The organism is Luteibacter aegosomatissinici (assembly GCF_023078495.1).
Taxonomy (GTDB): domain Bacteria; phylum Pseudomonadota; class Gammaproteobacteria; order Xanthomonadales; family Rhodanobacteraceae; genus Luteibacter; species Luteibacter aegosomatissinici.
In genome coordinates this window covers 4,069,051-4,086,485 of record NZ_CP095742.1, presented here as the reverse complement: position 1 = coordinate 4,086,485, position 17,435 = coordinate 4,069,051, and the positions used below count along the sequence as shown (strand labels likewise).

At 65.5% G+C, this 17,435-nt stretch carries 16 protein-coding genes; 10 read left to right on the top strand and 6 right to left on the bottom strand.

Annotation, left to right across the window (positions count from 1 at the left end; genetic code table 11):
- Positions 1-2 precede the first annotated feature (2 nt).
- Positions 3-2,525: an LPS-assembly protein LptD gene (locus L2Y97_RS18420; RefSeq protein WP_247429522.1), complete on the bottom strand. Its 2,523-nt coding sequence runs from the start codon at positions 2,523-2,525 to the stop codon at positions 3-5.
- Between the two features lie 147 nt (positions 2,526-2,672).
- Positions 2,673-3,233, bottom strand: a complete 561-nt coding sequence (locus L2Y97_RS18415) for a cob(I)yrinic acid a,c-diamide adenosyltransferase (RefSeq protein ID WP_247429520.1) — start codon at positions 3,231-3,233, stop codon at positions 2,673-2,675.
- 70 nt (positions 3,234-3,303) lie between these two features.
- On the opposite strand from L2Y97_RS18415, the gene ubiH reads away from it, so the two are divergent.
- The 3 genes from ubiH (at position 3,304) to L2Y97_RS18400 (ending at position 6,673) form a co-directional block, all read left to right on the top strand.
- Complete coding sequence (gene ubiH / locus L2Y97_RS18410) at positions 3,304-4,512, top strand: 2-octaprenyl-6-methoxyphenyl hydroxylase (RefSeq protein ID WP_247429517.1); 1,209 nt, start codon at positions 3,304-3,306, stop codon at positions 4,510-4,512.
- A 71-nt stretch (positions 4,513-4,583) separates the two neighbouring features.
- Entirely contained in the window at positions 4,584-5,720 is a 1,137-nt protein-coding gene (locus L2Y97_RS18405; protein ID WP_247436900.1) for a UbiH/UbiF/VisC/COQ6 family ubiquinone biosynthesis hydroxylase, read from the top strand.
- Between the two features lie 158 nt (positions 5,721-5,878).
- On the top strand, positions 5,879-6,673 hold the full coding sequence (locus L2Y97_RS18400; RefSeq protein WP_247429514.1) for a dienelactone hydrolase family protein: 795 nt from the start codon (positions 5,879-5,881) through the stop codon (positions 6,671-6,673).
- A gap of 62 nt (positions 6,674-6,735) precedes the next feature.
- Here L2Y97_RS18400 and L2Y97_RS18395 read toward each other — a convergent pair whose 3' ends face one another.
- On the bottom strand, positions 6,736-7,734 hold the full coding sequence (locus L2Y97_RS18395) for a polyprenyl synthetase family protein (protein WP_247429511.1): 999 nt from the start codon (positions 7,732-7,734) through the stop codon (positions 6,736-6,738).
- A gap of 132 nt (positions 7,735-7,866) precedes the next feature.
- On the opposite strand from L2Y97_RS18395, the gene L2Y97_RS18390 reads away from it, so the two are divergent.
- The gene (locus L2Y97_RS18390) at positions 7,867-9,087 is read left to right on the top strand and encodes an MFS transporter (RefSeq protein ID WP_247429509.1); all 1,221 of its coding nucleotides are present in this window, start codon (positions 7,867-7,869) and stop codon (positions 9,085-9,087) included.
- A gap of 234 nt (positions 9,088-9,321) precedes the next feature.
- Positions 9,322-9,942, top strand: coding sequence for a single-stranded DNA-binding protein (ssb, locus tag L2Y97_RS18385; RefSeq protein ID WP_247429508.1), 621 nt, complete (start codon positions 9,322-9,324; stop codon positions 9,940-9,942).
- Between the two features lie 83 nt (positions 9,943-10,025).
- On the opposite strand, the gene L2Y97_RS18380 is transcribed toward ssb, so the two are convergent.
- On the bottom strand, positions 10,026-10,586 hold the full coding sequence (locus L2Y97_RS18380) for a hypothetical protein (RefSeq protein WP_247429506.1): 561 nt from the start codon (positions 10,584-10,586) through the stop codon (positions 10,026-10,028).
- Between the two features lie 240 nt (positions 10,587-10,826).
- Here L2Y97_RS18380 and L2Y97_RS18375 point away from each other — a divergent pair, with 240 nt between their 5' ends.
- The 3 genes from L2Y97_RS18375 (at position 10,827) to L2Y97_RS18365 (ending at position 13,498) form a co-directional block, all read left to right on the top strand.
- Positions 10,827-11,126, top strand: a complete 300-nt coding sequence (locus tag L2Y97_RS18375; RefSeq protein ID WP_247429504.1) for a DUF2251 domain-containing protein — start codon at positions 10,827-10,829, stop codon at positions 11,124-11,126.
- A 113-nt stretch (positions 11,127-11,239) separates the two neighbouring features.
- Positions 11,240-11,923, top strand: coding sequence for a type 1 glutamine amidotransferase domain-containing protein (locus L2Y97_RS18370; RefSeq protein WP_247429502.1), 684 nt, complete (start codon positions 11,240-11,242; stop codon positions 11,921-11,923).
- A 216-nt stretch (positions 11,924-12,139) separates the two neighbouring features.
- The gene (locus L2Y97_RS18365) at positions 12,140-13,498 is read left to right on the top strand and encodes an epoxide hydrolase family protein (protein WP_247429500.1); all 1,359 of its coding nucleotides are present in this window, start codon (positions 12,140-12,142) and stop codon (positions 13,496-13,498) included.
- Here the strand turns inward: L2Y97_RS18365 and L2Y97_RS18360 are convergent.
- The gene (locus L2Y97_RS18360; protein WP_247429498.1) at positions 13,479-15,011 is read right to left on the bottom strand and encodes an FAD-dependent oxidoreductase; all 1,533 of its coding nucleotides are present in this window, start codon (positions 15,009-15,011) and stop codon (positions 13,479-13,481) included. The two genes, L2Y97_RS18365 and L2Y97_RS18360, sit on opposite strands and share 20 nt — an antisense overlap.
- Before the next feature lie 134 nt (positions 15,012-15,145).
- On the opposite strand from L2Y97_RS18360, the gene L2Y97_RS18355 reads away from it, so the two are divergent.
- On the top strand, positions 15,146-15,586 hold the full coding sequence (locus L2Y97_RS18355) for a MarR family winged helix-turn-helix transcriptional regulator (RefSeq protein WP_247436897.1): 441 nt from the start codon (positions 15,146-15,148) through the stop codon (positions 15,584-15,586).
- On the opposite strand, the gene L2Y97_RS18350 is transcribed toward L2Y97_RS18355, so the two are convergent.
- Entirely contained in the window at positions 15,542-16,426 is an 885-nt protein-coding gene (locus L2Y97_RS18350) for a LysR family transcriptional regulator (protein WP_247436894.1), read from the bottom strand. The two genes, L2Y97_RS18355 and L2Y97_RS18350, sit on opposite strands and share 45 nt — an antisense overlap.
- 114 nt (positions 16,427-16,540) lie before the next feature.
- On the opposite strand from L2Y97_RS18350, the gene L2Y97_RS18345 reads away from it, so the two are divergent.
- Positions 16,541-17,416, top strand: coding sequence for an aldo/keto reductase family oxidoreductase (locus L2Y97_RS18345; RefSeq protein ID WP_247429497.1), 876 nt, complete (start codon positions 16,541-16,543; stop codon positions 17,414-17,416).
- The last annotated feature ends 19 nt before the right edge of the window (positions 17,417-17,435 follow it).

Sequence of the window (17,435 nt, the reverse complement as noted above, 5' to 3'; positions counted from 1 at the left end):
ACTTATTGATAGCCAAGGATAGCACGCCGCAGGTACTCACCCGATTGGGGGTTCAGCGAGCCTAGCCCCTTGAATTCCAGCTCAAACATGATCGCGTTGTTCGTCCGCCGGGTGTAATCCATGACGTAGTGGCGGCCAAGGATCCGGAAGGCGACGCAGCAGCTGTCGTATTCGACGCCGGCGGCGGCTTCCAGGGTCCGGTGGGAGAACGTGAACGTGGTGAAGCTGGCACCGTTGTCGAGGGTGACCGGCACGATATCGCGGCGGGCGAACACCCAGCGCGCCAGCGCGCGCCAGCGCTCGGACACGGGGTAGACCACGGACGTGTCGAATTGTTCCATGACGTTCCGGCGGTACCGGTACGAGAAGTTGAAGATGCCGTCGCCCTTGATGCGGCGCTGGAAGGCGACGGTCGCCAGGTCGGTATCGTGGCCCTGGAGGCCGTACTGCCCGGTATCCGGGTCCGGGTACACGCGGGCCTTGTCGTTCGGGTTCCACTGGTACGAACTGTTTACACGCCACTTGTCGTTGAGCTGCACGGCGAACTGGGCAACGTAATCCGAACCGCTGTAGTCGGTCGGGAGAACGCCGTACATCTGGACCTTCTGGTCGCTCAGGTAACGGATCTGGCCGATGCTCGCCGACACGCGCTCAACGCCGTTATCGTCGAGCAGGCGTGTCGTGAGCGCGGCGGTGACGTTGTTCGCGTCCATCTGGCGATCGGCGCCCGCGAAACGGTTAGTGGTGAACAGCTGCCAGAAATCGAACGACATTTCGTTGGTGTCGAACGTGGGTAGCTTGTCCTGATTCCTGTAAGGCACATACAGGTAATACACGCGGGGCTCGAGGGTCTGCGTGTAATCGGTGCCGAACAGGTGGGTCGCCCTGTCAAAAATCAGGCCCGTATCGAAGCTGGCGATAGGAACCGATCGTGACGGCGTGCGGTCGGGAAACACGGACTTGTAGTAATCGTTCTTCAGCTGGTAGCCCGTGAACCGGTATTCGATGCGGGGCCTGGCGAACCAGAACGGGCCGCCGAAGTCGCCCGCCAGATAGGGCGCCAGGTCCAGGCGGTTGCCGTCGAGCTGGCGGCCCGTCGTATCCCGGTCCGACTTGCGGAAAGCCACCGCTTCGGAATCGATACCGGCATCGAGCCACGAATTGAGCGGGATTTCGGAGTTGAAGGTGGCGCGCGGCCAGCGCCTGTAAGGCTCGACGTAATCCGGCAGGCCCGGATCCATGTTCTGGTAATCATCCACGCCCAGCGAGGCGCTCCAGTACTTGCCGCCCTTGGAGATATAGGCGCTGGAAGTGAGGATGCCGACCGAGGAACTGTAGAGATCGTTACCGAAATCGCGGAAGTATTCGTTATCCGAGGCGCGGTTGATGTTCACGCTCAGGTTGAAGCCATCGCCCAGGTTGGTGGCATTGGTGATTTTTGCCAGCCAACGCTGCTTGGAGCCGTCTCGGTCGCCGTACTGCAGGAATTCCGGATCTTCCGCGCCGCGATCGTGGCTGAGGTAGTTGATATCGAACGTACCGTTCGATTTCGGCAGGAGGTAGCGGAACTCCGCGCCGAGCATGGGGCCACGCTCGGTGTAGTAGCTGGGCGTGATCGTCGCATCGTAATTAGGTGCGAGGTTCAGGTAGTACGGCAGCGTGAGGTACGTACCCGAATGGCTCGATGAGCCGAAGGTCGGGTACAGGAAGCCGCTCTTGCGCCGGTCATCCAGCGGGAAGGTGAAGTAGGGCAGGTACATGAACGGCACGCCCTTGAAGCGCATGGTGCCGCTGTGTGCCGTACCGACGCCGGTGTCCTTGTTCAGGTCCACCGTCTTCGCGCGGAACTCCCACTGGTGCTTGCCCACGTCGCACGTGGAATACGTGGCCAGGCGCATGCGGCCGTGGGTCGGGTCGGTGATCTTGGCGTGGTCGGCCACGCCGTTGCCGCGCGATTGCAGCAGCTGGTAGGTGACATGGTCGGCATCGCCCTGGTTGGGCGTGGTCGTGCCGGTCATGCGATCGGCGCGCAGGAGCATGCCGGCTTCCTGGTAGCGTACGTTGCCCTGGGCATCGTACGCCGTGGAATCGGCGTTATAGGTGACGTCCTCGGCTTGCAGCACCTGGTCCGCACGCTGCAGGCGGACGCCGCCGGTCATGTGGTAGATGTTCGGTTCGGGGCTCTCGACCTTCACGCCTTCGGTGCCATTGATGTTCGACACCGTATCGGTGACCGCCGTGTCGCGCAGCGTGGTGTCCTTCGTGATCGTGGGATCGTAGAAGTCCAGCATGGCATTGGGGCTGCACAGCAGGTAGCTGACGGGGCGGGGTGCGCAGATGAACGAGCCGAGCTTGCAGGTCTCGACTTCCGATGCCGGATGGCCGGTGGTTACCGCGGGTGTCGGCGCTGTGCTGGCGGCCGGCGCGGACTGGGCCTGGGTTTGCCAGGCGGTGCCGGTGACGACGAGGGCGACGGCGGTCGCCAGCAGGCGGCGTTTAGGCAGGATGCTGTTGCGGGGCGTCACGGGCGGGGTCTTGTCCGTTCGAAAGGCGGCCAACTTAGCAGAATCACCGCCTGCATCGCACGATGGCACTCCACGCATAAGCTCCAACCCCTGGCGAGGGCACGGCGGCGATCGCCGGGCCAGTGCCCTTGAGCTTACACCGCCCGCTCAGCCGCGCGGGCGGCGCTCGTGCTGCCACAGCACTTCGCCATGGCCGCTGCGCCGCGCCAGGACGCGCGCGAGCACGAACAGCAAGTCTGAAAGCCGGTTCAGGTAACGCTGCGCTTCAGGGCGCACTTCCTCGACGCGGCCCAAAGCCACCACCTCGCGCTCGGCGCGGCGGCACACGGTGCGCGCAAGGTGGCAGGTCGACGCGGCCATGCCGCCGCCCGGGAGGATGAAGTCCTTCAGCGCGGGCAGGTCGGCGTTGAACGCATCGAGCACCGTCTCGAGCCGGTCGATGTCCTTGCCCTGCACCATGGCCATGCCCGGGATGCACAGTTCGCCGCCCAGGTCGAACAGCTCGTGCTGCACCTGGACCAGCACCTCGCGGATGTCCTCACCCACGCCGTCGCTGGCGATGACCATGCCCAGCGTGCTGTTGAGCTCATCGACCGTGCCATAGGCGGCCACCCGCAGGGAATCCTTGCCGGTGCGGCTGCCATCGCCCAGGCCGGTGCTGCCGTCATCGCCGGTACGTGTGTAGATCTTCGAGAGTCGGTTACCCATCGGCCGATTCTAGCGTGCGGCGGGCCGCCGCACCCACGGCGCCTGCACCTTGCGGCGTTATCATCGGCGGATGAGCCCTGCATCTCCCATCCTTATTGTCGGCGGCGGCCTGGTCGGCGCCAGCCTTGCCATCGCCCTGGATACCGCCGGCATCCCCGCCATGCTGGTGGAGGCCGCCGCACCCCGGGTAGGCGACCAGCCCAGCTACGACGAGCGCAACCTCGCGCTCGCGCGGGCCACTGTGAACGGCCTGGCGTCGATTGGCGTGTGGGACCTGGCCCGCCAGCGGGCCACGCCCATCACGCATATCCATACGAGCCGGGCCGGGGATTTCGGCAGCGTGCGCATGGATGCCGCCGCCGAAGGCGTGGATGCGCTGGGCTGGACCTTGCCCGCCCGCGAATTGGGCGAGGCGTTGCTGAACCGGCTGGCCACGTGCCGCCTGCTGGTGCGCCGCGCCCCGGCGCGGGTGGAGCAGATCGAGCCGGTGGACGGCGGGTGGCGGGTCACCATCGCAGGCCCGGAGGGCACGACGCAGGTCACGACGCCTTTGCTGGTCGGTGCCGACGGCACCACCTCGGGCATTCGCGCGCAACTGGGCATCGGCACGCGTGAACACGATTACCAGCAGGCGCTGTTCGTGAGCACCATGACCCCCGAGCGAGATCCGCGTGGCCGGGCGTTCGAGCGCTTCACCGATGACGGCCCGGTCGCGGTCCTGCCGCTGGCCGAGCGGCGTGTTGGCGTGGTCCTCACGGTGAATGCTGAGCGCGCCGACGAGGTGGCCGGCATGGATGACGCCACGTTTGCGGCCTTTGCCCAGAAGCGGTTCGGCTGGCGGCTCGGTCGTCTTACCCGGCCAGGCAAGCGTGTGCCGTACCCCATCCGACGAGTCGCGGCGGAGGCCCTCACCGGCCCGCGCGCGGTGCTGGTAGGCAATGCCGCGCAGACCGTGCATCCGATTGGCGCCCAGGGCTTCAACCTGGGCCTGCGCGATGCGCTCACCCTGGCGGAGCTTGTCGCCGCGGGTGGCGACCCGGGCGATGCCGGCCTGCTTGCTGAGTACGTACGCCGCCGAACCCCCGATCGTGAGGGCACCATGGCGATGAGTCACGGCCTGGTCCGGTTGGCCTGCCTTGACCAGCCCCTGCTGGGGCCGTTGCGTTCGCTGGCCATGCTGGCGCTGGACCGTGTGCCGCCCCTTCGCCATGCGTTGAGCCGCCGTGGCATGGGCTTCCGCGCGAACGCGCCCTTTGCCGTGCGGGAGAAGACACCGTGAGCGATGCCTGGGCCAACGAAACATCCCGTCGTCGTGGCGGCTTGCTCGATGTCGCCATCGTGGGTGGTGGCATGGTCGGTGCGGCGGCCGCGCTTGCGCTGGCCCGTGCCGGCTTCAGCGTTGCGTTGGTCGATGCCCGTGAACCGGCCGCATGGGCCGCAGCCCATGACGTAGACCTGCGCGTGGTCGGGCTGGCCCCGTCGTCGATCCAGTTGCTGGACCAGCTGGGTGTCTGGCAGCGCATTCGTGAAGGCCGTGCCTCGCCGTATGAGCGCATGGTGGTGTGGGATGCCGAAAACGGCGCGACCCTGCATTTCGACGCGGCCGATGAGGGCCGCGACGTGCTCGGCTACATCGTCGAGAACAACCTGGTTCAGGCAGTGCTCTGGCACGCGCTCGATGATGCCGGCGTACGCCGCGTGGTACCCGCCGAGGTGACCGGCTACAGCATGCGCGAGGATCGCGCGCAGCTGGAGCTGGCCGATGGAGAGGTGCTTGCGGCGAGGCTGGTCGTGGCGGCGGATGGCGCGGAATCGCCACTACGCGCCATGGTCGGCATCGGTACGCATGGGCGCGATTATGCGCAGCGCGGCGTCGTGGCCCATGTGGGTACCGCGCGCCCGCACGAACGCACGGCATGGCAGCGTTTTCTTCCCGGCGGCCCGCTGGCCTTCCTGCCCTTGGCGGACGGGCGCAGTTCCATCGTGTGGTCGCTGCCCGAACCCGAGGCGCAGCGTGTGCTGGCGCTGGATGATGACGCGTTCCGCGCGGCGCTCGGCGTCGCCAGCGATTTCCGCCTGGGTCCGATCGAAAGCGTCACCCGCCGCGCAGCATTCCCGCTGCGCCTGAAGCTGGCCGATCGCTACGAAGTGGGGCGGCTGGTGCTGCTGGGCGATGCCGCCCACGCGGTACACCCGCTCGCGGGGCAGGGCGTGAACCTGGGCCTGCGCGACGTGGCCGAACTGCGCGACACGCTGGCCGAAGCGCGTGCCGCCGGCCGGGACTTCGCCGCCACCCATGTGCTGCGCCGCTACGCCCGCCGCCGCCGTAGCGCCGATGAACTGGATGCTCGCTCCTTCGATGCGCTTGCGCGAATCTACAGTTGGAGCGCGTCACCGCTCGTCACCGCCCGCGGCCTGGGCGTACGCCTGCTCGACCGCCTGACGCCCCTGAAACGCAAACTGTCCCAACACGCCGCCGGCCTCTAGTTAAGTCGCAACCGATCGCAGGAGCCCACCCTGTGGGCGACATCTTTTCGCGAGGCGAGCAGGCCCTATGGCGGCGATGCAAAGGGCAACGCCCACAGGGTGGGCTCCTACGCACGCGTTAGCTATATGCTTCGGCCACTTCCTGAAGGAGAACGCCGATGCGCCGTACGTTGCTTGCCTTGTCACTCCTCGTCATGGGCGCCGCGGGTAGCGCCCACGCAGCCATGGTCGCCAAGCCGGTCCAGTGGACCGAGGGCGGCGTGACCTACAAGAGCTTCCTCGTCTACGACGACGCGGTGAAGACCAAGCGCCCCGGCCTGGTCATGGTCCCGAACTGGTACGGCATCAACGATATGGCCGTGGCCAAGGCCAAGGAGATCGCCGGCAGGGATTACGTGATCCTGCTGACCGACATGTACGGTGGTGATACGCGGCCGAAGAGTGCTGACGAAGCCGGTGCCGCGGTGAAGCCGCTTTACGGCGATCGCAAGCTCATGCGCGCCCGCGTCACGCGTGCGCTCGATGAATTGAAGGCGCAGGAGAAAAATGCGCCGATCGATCCCGCCCACCTCGCGGCGATCGGCTTCTGCTTCGGCGGTTCCGCCGTGCTCGACCTGGCCCGCACCGGTGCGGATGTAGCGGCGGTGGTGACCTTCCACGGCCTGCTTTCCGATGACTCGAAGCTCGGCTCGAAGATCCAGCCCAACACGCACGTGCTGGCGCTCAATGGCGCCGATGATGCGAACGTGCCGCCGGAACAGCGCGCCGCCTTCGAAGCGGAAATGCGCGCCGACAAGATCGACTGGGCCTCGGTGGACTATGGCAATGCCGTGCATTGCTTCACCGAGAAAGAAGCTACCGACGCCACGGGCAACTGCCGCTACGACGCCAAGGTAGCCACACGCGCCTACGCTGCCATGAAAGCCTGGCTAACCGAAGCCTTCAAGAAATAACCACCGACGTCGCCGGGTGGGCTCCACCATGGGTAGGAGCCCACCCTGTGGGCGACATCGGCTTAGAACCGGCGCTCGACGGAATAATCCGCCAGCGTCGCCAGCGCATCGCGGAATGCGGATGCAGGCAACACGGCCAGCGCTTCACGCGCGGCCACCGCATGCGAAACCGCCTTCTCGTGCACGCGATCCAGCGCACCCGAATCGCGAATGGCCGCAATGATGCGATCCAGTGAATCCAGCCCACCGTGCTCAATGGCATGGCGCAGCGACTTCAGCTGGTCCGGATCCGCCGTCTGCATCGCGTAAATAAGCGGCAGGGTCGGCTTGCCCTCCGCCAGGTCGTCGCCAATGTTCTTGCCCAGCGTATCGGCATCGGAGACGTAATCGAGCAGGTCGTCCGCGATCTGGAACGCGTAGCCCAGCTCCATGCCGTAGCGGCGCAGCGCGGCCACCTGGTCATCGGGCAGCCCGCCCAGCACGCCGCCCAGCTCGGTCGCCGCGGCGAACAGCACGGCGGTCTTGCGTTCGATCACGGCCAGGTACGCCGCTTCATCCACATCGGCATTACCGATATTAAGCAGCTGCAGCACCTCACCCTCGGCGATGGTGTTCGTGGTGTTGGCCAGGATGCGCATGATCCGCATGTCGTCCAGCTCCACCATCAGCTGGAACGAACGCGAATAGAGGAAATCGCCGACCAGCACGCTGGCGGCATTACCCCACAGCGCATTGGCGGTTTTCCGGCCGCGGCGCATATCCGATTCATCCACCACATCGTCATGGAGCAGGGTGGAGGTGTGGATGAATTCGATAATGGCCGCTAGCTTGGCGTGCTCGATGCCCTGGTAACCCGCGGCGCGGGCCGCCAGAACGTGCAGCATGGGCCGCAGCCGTTTGCCGCCACCGGCAATGATGTGTTCGGCGATCTGGTTGATCAGCACCACATCGGACGACAGCCGGTGCCGGATGAGTGCATCCACCTCCCGCATGTCGTCAGCGGCCAAGGCGCGGACGCTGGCGAAATCAATAGGGGTCTGGCTTTCGGCAATGGATGGCATGGGCCCGTCATGGATGCGGCAAATCAGCCCATATTATGAAGGATGCGGCGGTGCTTTGAATCGTCACGGTAGCGCGATCCGTATAATCACGCCCGGCACTGGCCCCGGTGCCGCCCTTGGATCGAACCGTCGGTGCCCCAGCTCAGTCCCCTGGAACGTCGTAGCGCCCTGACCCTGGCCCTCGTGATCAGCCTCCGGCTGTTCGGCCTGTTCCTGATCCTTCCCGTGTTTTCCGTGTACGCCCGGGCCATGCCCGATGCGACCCCGTGGCTGGTTGGCCTGGCCTTGGGCGTGTACGGCATCGGCCAGATGCTGCTCCAGGTGCCACTGGGCATGCTCTCCGACCGCATCGGCCGTAAGCCGGCCATCACGCTGGGCCTCGTCGTGTTCGCGGCGGGCGGCCTCGTGGCTGCGACATCGCATACCCTCATGGGCATTGTGCTGGGCCGGGCCCTGCAGGGTATGGGCGCCGTGGCAGGCGCCGGTACGGCGTTGGCCGCCGACCTGACGGCCGATGCGAACCGCAGCAAGGTCATGGGCATCATCGGTGTATCCATCGGCCTTTCATTCCTGTTGGCGCTGATCCTCGGGCCACCGCTGGAATCGGTGGCTGGGCTGGGCGGCCTGTTCGGGCTGACCTCCGTGCTGGCGCTCGTGGCCATGCTGATGCTGTGGTGGCTGGTACCGACCCCGACCCCGGCGCAGGCCGTTCGCCCGGCGACCGGCACCTTCCGCGACATCCTGGCCATGCTGCGCGACCGGCGCATGCTGGTGCTCAATGGCTCGGTGTTCTTCCTCCACGCGCTGCTCACCGCCAGCTTCGTCGGCCTGCCCATCCTGCTGACCGATACCTTTGGCGTGCCGGTGGCGCGGCACTGGACCCTGTATCTGCCGGTGATGGTGATCGCCGCGCTGGTCATGGGGGCCTTCATGCCGCGCATGCGCGATACGGCCCGCAGCGCTCGTGTGGTCGTGGGTTGCGTGGTGGCGCTGGGCCTGGCGATGGCCGGGATGGCCCTCGCGACCACCCATGAATGGTTGTTGGGCTTGGCCGCCGCGGTGTTCTTCTCCGCCTTCAACCTGCTCGAGGCGGCGCTGCCCAGCCTGGTCTCCCGCATCGCCCCGGCCCACCTGCGTGGTGCGGCCATGGGCGCGTACTCCACCAGCCAGTTCTTCGGCGCCTTCGTCGGCGGTGCCATCGGCGGCCTGGCGCTGGGCGCCCTTGGCCTGCACGGCGTCTTCGGCGCCGCCGCCGCGCTCACACTGGCCTGGCTCCCTCTGGTCCTCTGGAACGCCAACGCCCTTGTAGGAGCGCGCTCGCGCGCGATCGGCGACGCGCCGGCATCGGACTGAGCGGGTACCCCTAATCGCGCGCAAGCGCGCTCCTACAAGGGCATCTCAGGCGATGCGACGCCCGACCGGCAGGATCGCGGCGGGTGAGACGGGCGCCGACATCAAGTCGCGGCGCCGACCGCTTGCTACATGATTGCCGAAGGCCGCACCATCGCCCACACTATCCGGTCCGCTCTTCCGGTGGCCCCCTGGCTGCCTGGTGCGAAGGGCGCATCACGTACTCGAGGAAAATCAATGGCACGCGGCATCAACAAGGTCATCATCGTCGGCAACCTCGGCGCGGATCCGGAAACCCGTTACACCGGCAGCGGCACGGCGATCACCAGCCTGCGCATCGCTACATCGGAAGCCTGGAACGACAAGCAGAGCGGCGAGAAGCAGGAACGCACCGAGTGGCACCGCGTGAAGCTGTTCGGCAAGCTGGCCGAGATCGCCGGCGAATACCTGAAGAAGGGCCGCCAGGTCTATATCGAAGGCTCGCTGCGTACCGACAAGTACACGGATAAGGATGGCGTCGAGCGCTACAGCACCGACATCATCGCGAACGAAATGCAGATGCTCGGCGGTCAGGGCGGCGGCGAAGGCGGCGGTGGTGGCGGCTTCGGCGGCGGCAGCCGTCCGCAGCAGGCCCGCGGCGGCCAGGGCGGCGGCAACTACGGCGGTGGCGGCGGTGGCGGCGGCAACTGGGGCGGCGGTGGTGGCGGTGGCCAGCAGCGCGGCGGCCAGGGTGGCGGCTACGGCGGTGGCAACCGCGGCGGCGACGACTACGGCCAGCAGCGCGGTGGCGGCAACGCCCCGCAGCGTTCGGCCCCGCCGGTCAACGAAGGCTTTGATGACGACGATATTCCGTTCTAGACAACCAGCACGTGCACGATGTGGCCGGGATTGCGACGAAGGCGGCATCGCACTAGCGATGCCGTGCCCCGCTCCGCTTCCGACTACTGCGCGGCTGCGGACAGTTTCGATCGCACCGTCGTTCCGAACGTGGCGTCGGCAGGGGAAGGATCGAGAAGGATCTTACCGTCCTCCGCCTTGTTCGCTGCGGCAAGGAAAGCTGCGCCGATAGCGCCACCGGCCTGCATGGCATCGCCGTAATTATCGTTATCGCCACCATAGTGGTACATGCGTGGCGACTTTGATGCATCACGCGGCAGCCATATGCCTCCCGTGTGGTGCCAGGTCGGCCCCTTGGGATCACCCATGTGCACGGCGACCGAACCGGGCGGCCCCCGGAAGTATGTACCGCCGGCGTCTTCCTTCTCGGCGGTATACACGCCTGGCTGCAGTGTGTAGCTCCATGGCACTTTAAAGAGCCCGGCCAGAACGGTGTAGCTCGCCACCTCGGTCAGCGTGACCCTATCGGCGTGAGCGGGCGTCCTGAGCGTGGCGGGCGACAGCCCGGTGGCGCATCCCGTCAGCGCAAGTATTGAAATCGCCAGCGACGCGCGTAGCGCGCGAAAACCGCCAGATAGACTGTGGCGCAAGATGTTCTTCTCCATTCCCCACATAAGGCCCCCTGAGCCCGTCCATTGGTATTTGCGCGGATTGTAGGGGGGACCCGTGCATCAGGGGAACGGGTCCGCCCGCCGGATCAGGGCGCGGCCCGAAAACGCACTGGGCGGAGGCATCGAATCCGTGAAGACGGCGTAGGACGAACGCATCCCTGGATCAGACGCACGATCGCGCCAACATCATCTACGGCGGGTCGCGCTGGACTTACTTTCATCCGTGGTCATTCGATGGCAACCAACGATATCTTTGAGTACCGGGCAAACTCGGATGGAAGTCTCGCTGGAGTGTATGAGCATGACGACGATGCAGGCTACTTCTACCTCTATGATCTCAGACGTCACGAAGGTCAGAGAATCATCGGTGCAGTGCGTGTATTCGTTGGTCCGTTTCGATACGACCGTCACGATCTGGCTATTCGATGGAGCGGCGATGAACGTGTCGTGGAGCTGATCGTGAATGGCATGATTCGCGCGGCATTTGATGTGAGTGGTCAGCAGGAGGCGGCACCCTCGATCCCCTCGAACTAACACACGCCAAACTGCCGCGGCAAAAATTCGCAAGTACGCGTGAAAATCGGCAATCCACTGGCCGGGTGGGAGGCAAACGATTCCGCTTCTCCTTCCTGTGACGAGGTGCGCCCATGAAAATCCTGATGGTGATCACGTCCCACGACCAGCTTGGCAACACCGGCAAGAAAACCGGCTTCTGGCTGGAGGAATTCGCCGCGCCGTACTACGTGTTCAAGGAAGCGGGCGTGGAGATGGTGTTGAGTTCGCCCAAGGGTGGGCAGCCACCGTTCGATCCGAAGAGTGACGAAAAGGAATTCCAGACCGAGTTGACCACGCGCTACAAGCAGGACAAGGAAGCGCAGGCGGCGCTGGCCAATACCGTGAAGCTTGCGGGCGTGACCCACGATGGTTTCGATGCGGTGTTCTATCCCGGCGGCCATGGGCCGATGTGGGACCTGGCGGAAGACCCGGATTCCATCGCGCTGCTGGAGGCGTTCTACGCTGCCGGCAAATACCTTGCGCTGGTGTGCCATGCGCCCGGCGTCTTGCGCCATGTTAAGGCGCCCGATGGCAACTGGCTGGTGAAGGGTAAGAAGGTCACCGGCTTCACCAATACCGAAGAAGAAGCGGTGCAGCTCACCAAGGTCGTGCCGTTCCTGGTCGAGGATGAGCTGAAGGCGAAGGGCGGGGTGTTCTCGAAGGCCGATGACTGGAAGCCCTACGTACTCATCGACGGCAAGCTGGTGACAGGCCAGAACCCGGCTTCTTCCGGGCCCGGCGCCACCGTATTGCTCGCGCTGCTGCGTTCGCGTTAAGGCCAGGAACTTGCCTTTTATTGCGCGTTCTTGCGCCATCGTGTCGGCCTTACGGCGTAGTGTCTCGCCTGTGCACCGCGCCTAGACTCGTGAGTTACTGCCGCCCATGCACGGATGCGCAGGGGTTACAAATCACGGAGGGATTGCCTCTATCGACGATGCACCGCCGGCCAGGCAGGGCGGGTGCATGAGGGTTCCACGATGATGCACGGGGCCATGGGTTCGAAACGTGGGGTGCTGTTGGCCCTTGCGGGGTTGCTGGGCGTACTGATGACCACGCCGTTGCTGGCGCTGGGCGGCTCTGCGCCGGCAGGGTACGCGGCGGATGCGTCACCGCCATCGACGCCAGCGGCAGAACCGGGCGGCAGCGGCATGCTGCTGGACATGACCGACGATGCGTCGATCCGCCCGTTCCCCGGGCTGCACGTATCCGATGACGATCTGGCCGACCTGATCCGCCGGGTGAAGGCCACCAAGTGGCCCGACAAGGAAATCGTCGCCGACGATACGCAAGGCGTGCAGCTGGCCACGATGAAGAAGCTCGCCGAGTACTGGGGTACGAGCTACGACTGGCGCAAGTTCGAAAAACGCCTGGACGCGATCCCGATGTTCGTCACGACCATCGATGGCGTGGATATCCAGTTCATCCACGTGAAGTCGAAGAACAAGAACGCGCTGCCGTTGATCATTACCCACGGCTGGCCCGGTTCGATTGTCGAGCAGCTGAAGGTGATCGATCCGCTCGTGAACCCCACCGCGCACGGTGGCAAGGCTTCCGATGCGTTCGATGTGGTGATTCCATCGTTGCCGGGCTATGGCCTTTCGGGCAAGCCCACCGCCTTGGGTTGGGATCCGCAGCACATCGCCCGCGCCTGGACCGTGTTGATGAAACGCCTTGGCTATAAGCATTTCGTAGCCCAGGGCGGTGATTGGGGTAATGCGGTATCCGAGCAGATGGCCGTGCAGGCACCACCGGAGCTGCTGGGCATCAGCACCAATATGGCGGCCACGGTACCGGACGATATCGCCAAGCTGCTCGCGGCGGGTGCGCCACCACCGGCAACCCTCAACCCCGATGAAAAGAAGGCCTACGAGCAACTGGATGACTTCTACAAACACGGCCTGGGTTACGCGCAGGAGATGGCGGGCAGGCCACAGACACTTTATGCGCTTGCCGACTCACCCATTGGCCTCGCTGCATGGATGATCGATCACGACATTCGCAGCTACCGCATGATTCGCCGTGTGTTCGACGACCAGAAGGAAGGCCTGTCGAAGGACGACATCCTCGATAACGTCTGCTTCTACTGGTTCACCAACACGGCGGTGTCGTCCGCGCGGTTGTACTGGGAAAGCAAGCTGCCCTTCTTCGCGCCGAAGAATATCCAGATCCCGGTGGCGGTAAGCGCGTTCCCGGATGAGATCTACCAGGCGCCGGAGAGCTGGGCAAAGGCAGCCTATCCCAAGCTGATCCACTACAAGCGCCTGCCCGCGGGTGGCCACTTTGCCGCGTGGGAGCAGCCCGATGCCTTCGTCACCGAGCTGCGTGAATCCTTCAGGCCGCTGCGGAAGTAGTGGCCGTGGCGTGGCGCGGGCTCAGTCCCGCGCTACGCATGTACGCGCGAAGGTCAGGGAGGTGTGCGCTATCGACGATCGCGCCGACATAGCCGTCCGGCCGGACCAGCACCCAGTCGCCTGATTTCAGCCCATAGGCCGCATGAAAGTGGCCTTCGCTGTCGCGCAGTTCGTCGCGTTCACCGATCACGTGCGTGTCGACACCATCGCATGGCTCGACCGACGTACGCGAGGTGTCGACGCCTAGCAACGTCCAGTGCGGTCCGCGGTACAGATCGAACAGACGCACGGGTTGGCCACCGGCACCGCGCAACATGGCATCGGGTGCACGATCGCCGGCCAGCAACGAGGTTTCGACACGAGCCGGCGCGTCCAGCGCGATCGAACTGCCGGCATAGCCAAGATCGAGCTGTTGCACCTCGCGTGTGCGGCGCAGGCTGCCTTGTTTCATGGCATCGAGCATGCGTGTGGAAAGGCCGAGCATGCCGGCGGCGACGGGGCGGCGTTCTTCTTCATACGTATCGAGCAGCGGCGCGGGCGCGCCCTGGATGACGGCCGCGAGCTTCCAGCCCAGGTTGTACGCATCCTGTGTGCTGGTATTGAGGCCCTGGCCACCGGTGGGCGGGTGCACGTGGGCAGCGTCACCCACGAGGAATACATCGCCCACGCGGTACCGATCAGCCAGGCGCGCACTCATTTTGTAGGCAGAGGCCCAGTGCACCGCGTGCACATGAATATCGTCGCGCCCGCTGCGTTCACGCACGAACCCGGCGATGCCGTGCACCGAGAGATCGACATCGCCCTCCAACGGCACAGGCGCCTGGATCTGGAACAGGTCGGTGCCGGCGAGCGGGCAAACGGCAAGCTGGCGCTGCATATCGCCATCGCCGAAGCGATGCCATGCGTCACGATCGAGCCCGCTTAACGTCACGTCGGCAACGACGGCGCGTACGCCGAGTTCCTTGCCGGGGAAATCGATATCAAGCGCTTTGCGAATGGCGCTGCGTCCGCCATCGGCCGCGATGAGGTAGCGGGCACGCACGGCCTCTGGCCCTGATGGCCCTTCCACCGTTGCCACGATGCCACCGGCTTCCTGGGTAAAGGCCGACAGGGCGTGGCCGAACTCGACCTGGCCGCCCAGCTCGGCCAGGCGGTCGCGCAGGATGCCTTCGGTGAGGAACTGGGGAAGCATCAATGGCGTGCCGTAGGGTTCGGCTGGACTGGAGGCGGCGGCTTCAATCGCGGCAGCATCGCTCCAGCTGCCATCGGCGGCGTGCGCCCGCACGTGCGGGTAGGGCCCACCAGTGGCGAGCATGCGGTTCACCACACCCAGGTCCTCGTAAATCTCGAGGGTGCGTGGCTGGATGCCCTTGCCGCGCGAGCCGCGGAAGGGCGCGGGTTCCTTTTCGATCACGCGGAAGCGGATCCCACGGCGGGCCAGTTCAATGGCGAGGGTGAGGCCGGACGCACCGGCGCCACAGATCAGGACATCAACGGAAACATGGGGGGACATGGCGGGCTCCATATAGGTGTAATATGCACATATCGCGGGAGCATCCTATGCCAATCAAAAAACATGTGCAAGATGCACATATTCACGACCAGCTGCGTACCCTGCACGGGTCGATGATCAGTCTGGTGAGCACCATGAACCGGCCGCAGAACGACGAGGCCCTGATCCGGGAGGCGGGGATCAAGCTCGACAGGGCCCTGTTTCCGCCCCTGGTACTGATCGAGCGGCTCGGCCCGATTGGCGTGGTGGATCTGGCCGAGCGGGTGGGTCGCGACTACACGACGGTGAGCCGGCAGGTGGCCCGGCTGGAAAGCCTGGGCCTTGTACGCCGGCAACCCCAGCCGGGCGATCGGCGCGTGCGCGAATCGGTCATCACCGACGAAGGCCGGGTGATGACCGACATGCTCGACGCCGCGCGCTTCCGCATGGCCGAGCAGGTGTTCGAGGACTGGGACCGAAAGGATTTCGATGATCTGGTGCGCTTGATGCGCCGGTTCACCGATGCGATCGAAGCCCGTGTCGGCAGCGACTCAGCCGACGGGGCCCTCGCGGATGAAATCGACGAAGGCACGTAGCGGCGAGGGCAGGTGCTTGCGCCCGGGGTAGTACAGGTACGGCCCGCTGAACGCCTGGATCCAGTCGTCGAGCACGGTGACCAGCGCACCACTTTCAAGGTGCGGTCGTAGCCAGTCGTCGAACAGGTGGATGATCCCGAGCCCGGCCACCGCGCCTTCGGCCGCCAGATCGAAGGCGGCCCCTTGTCGCACCAGCAACGGCCCCTGTGGATCCACGCGAACCACCTCGCCGTCGCGTTCGAACTCCCACAGCGGTATGCGCCCACCCGAGAACTGGCCGCGCATGCAGCGGTGTTGCAGGAGATCGCGCGGGTGCGTGGGCGTACCGTGTTCGCGCAGGTAGGCGGGCGATGCGGCGGTGACCAGACGCTGGGTTCGCGGGCCGATCGGCAGCGCGATCATGTCCTGTTCCAGCCGCTCGTCGTAGCGGATGCCCGCATCGCAGCCCGCGGCGAGCAGGTCGACGAAGCTGTCTTCCACGACGATCTCGAGGTGGATATCCGGGTAGCGCTTAAGGAACGGGAAAATGATGGGCGAAAGGACGGTCCGGGCCACGTTCGCCGGCACGTTGATGCGCAGCGTGCCCGCCGGGCGGTCGCGGAAGTGGTTCACCACATCCAGCGCCGCTTCGACTTCGCCAAAGGCCGGGGCCAGCCGCTCGGCCAGCCGGGCGCCCACCTCGGTGGGCGCGACAGACCGGGTGGTGCGGTTGAGCAGCCGCACGCCCATGGCGGCTTCGAGCCGGCGCACGGCTTCACTCAGGCTGGACGCCGATTGGCCCGCCATACGCGCCGCCTCGCGAAAGCCGCCGGCGCGAACCACGGCGAGAAAGGCGGACAGATCCTGGAAGTCGGTCATTGTTCGGAAAGCCGTACGGCCCGTGCCGGTTTGAGCGGATTATCGCGCAAACGCCCAGCCCCTATAGTTCTCGCAACCCAACGTGGAGCGACCCCCATGATCGATATCTCGAAGTCTGGCAGCTGGACCCTCGGCGACCGCCCGGTACACCGCATCGGCTACGGCGCCATGCAGCTGGCGGGGCCCGGCGTGTTCGGACCGCCCAAGGACCGCGCCACCGCCCTGGCGGTATTGCGCGAGGCGATCGAATCCGGCGTGAACCATATCGATACCAGCGACTTCTACGGTCCGCACATCACGAACCAGCTGATCCGCGAAGCGCTGAGCCCGTATCCCGATCACCTCACCATCGTGACCAAGGTGGGTGCGACGCGCGGCGACGATGCCTCGTGGCTGCCGGCGATGAAGCCCGCCGAATTGCAGAAGGGCGTGCACGATAACCTTCGCAACCTGGGCGTCGATGTGATCGATGTGGTGAACCTGCGCCTCATGGGTGATATCCACGCGCCGAAGGAAGGTTCGCTGGAGCGGGAATTCACGGCGCTCGCCGAACTGCAGCAGAAGGGCCTGATCCGCCACCTTGGCCTGAGCAATGCCACGCTGGCGCAGGTTCACGAAGCCCAGCGCATCGCGCCAGTGGTCTGCGTGCAGAACCAGTACAACCTGGTGCAGCGCCAGGACGACGCGCTGGTCGACGAACTGGCGAGCCTGGGCATCGCCTATGTGCCGTTCTTCCCGCTCGGCGGTTTCAGCCCGCTGCAGTCCGATCGCCTCGCGGCCGTGGCAAAGCACCTGGATGAAACGCCGATGCAGGTGGCGCTGGCGTGGCTGCTGCACCGCTCGCCGAACATCCTGCTGATCCCGGGCACGTCCTCGCTTTCCCACCTGCGCCAGAACCTGAGCGCCGCCACCATCGTGCTCCCGCACGAGGTGCTGGATGAGCTGGAAGCAATCGGCATGAAAGCGGCCTGACCAACCCACGTAGGAGCCC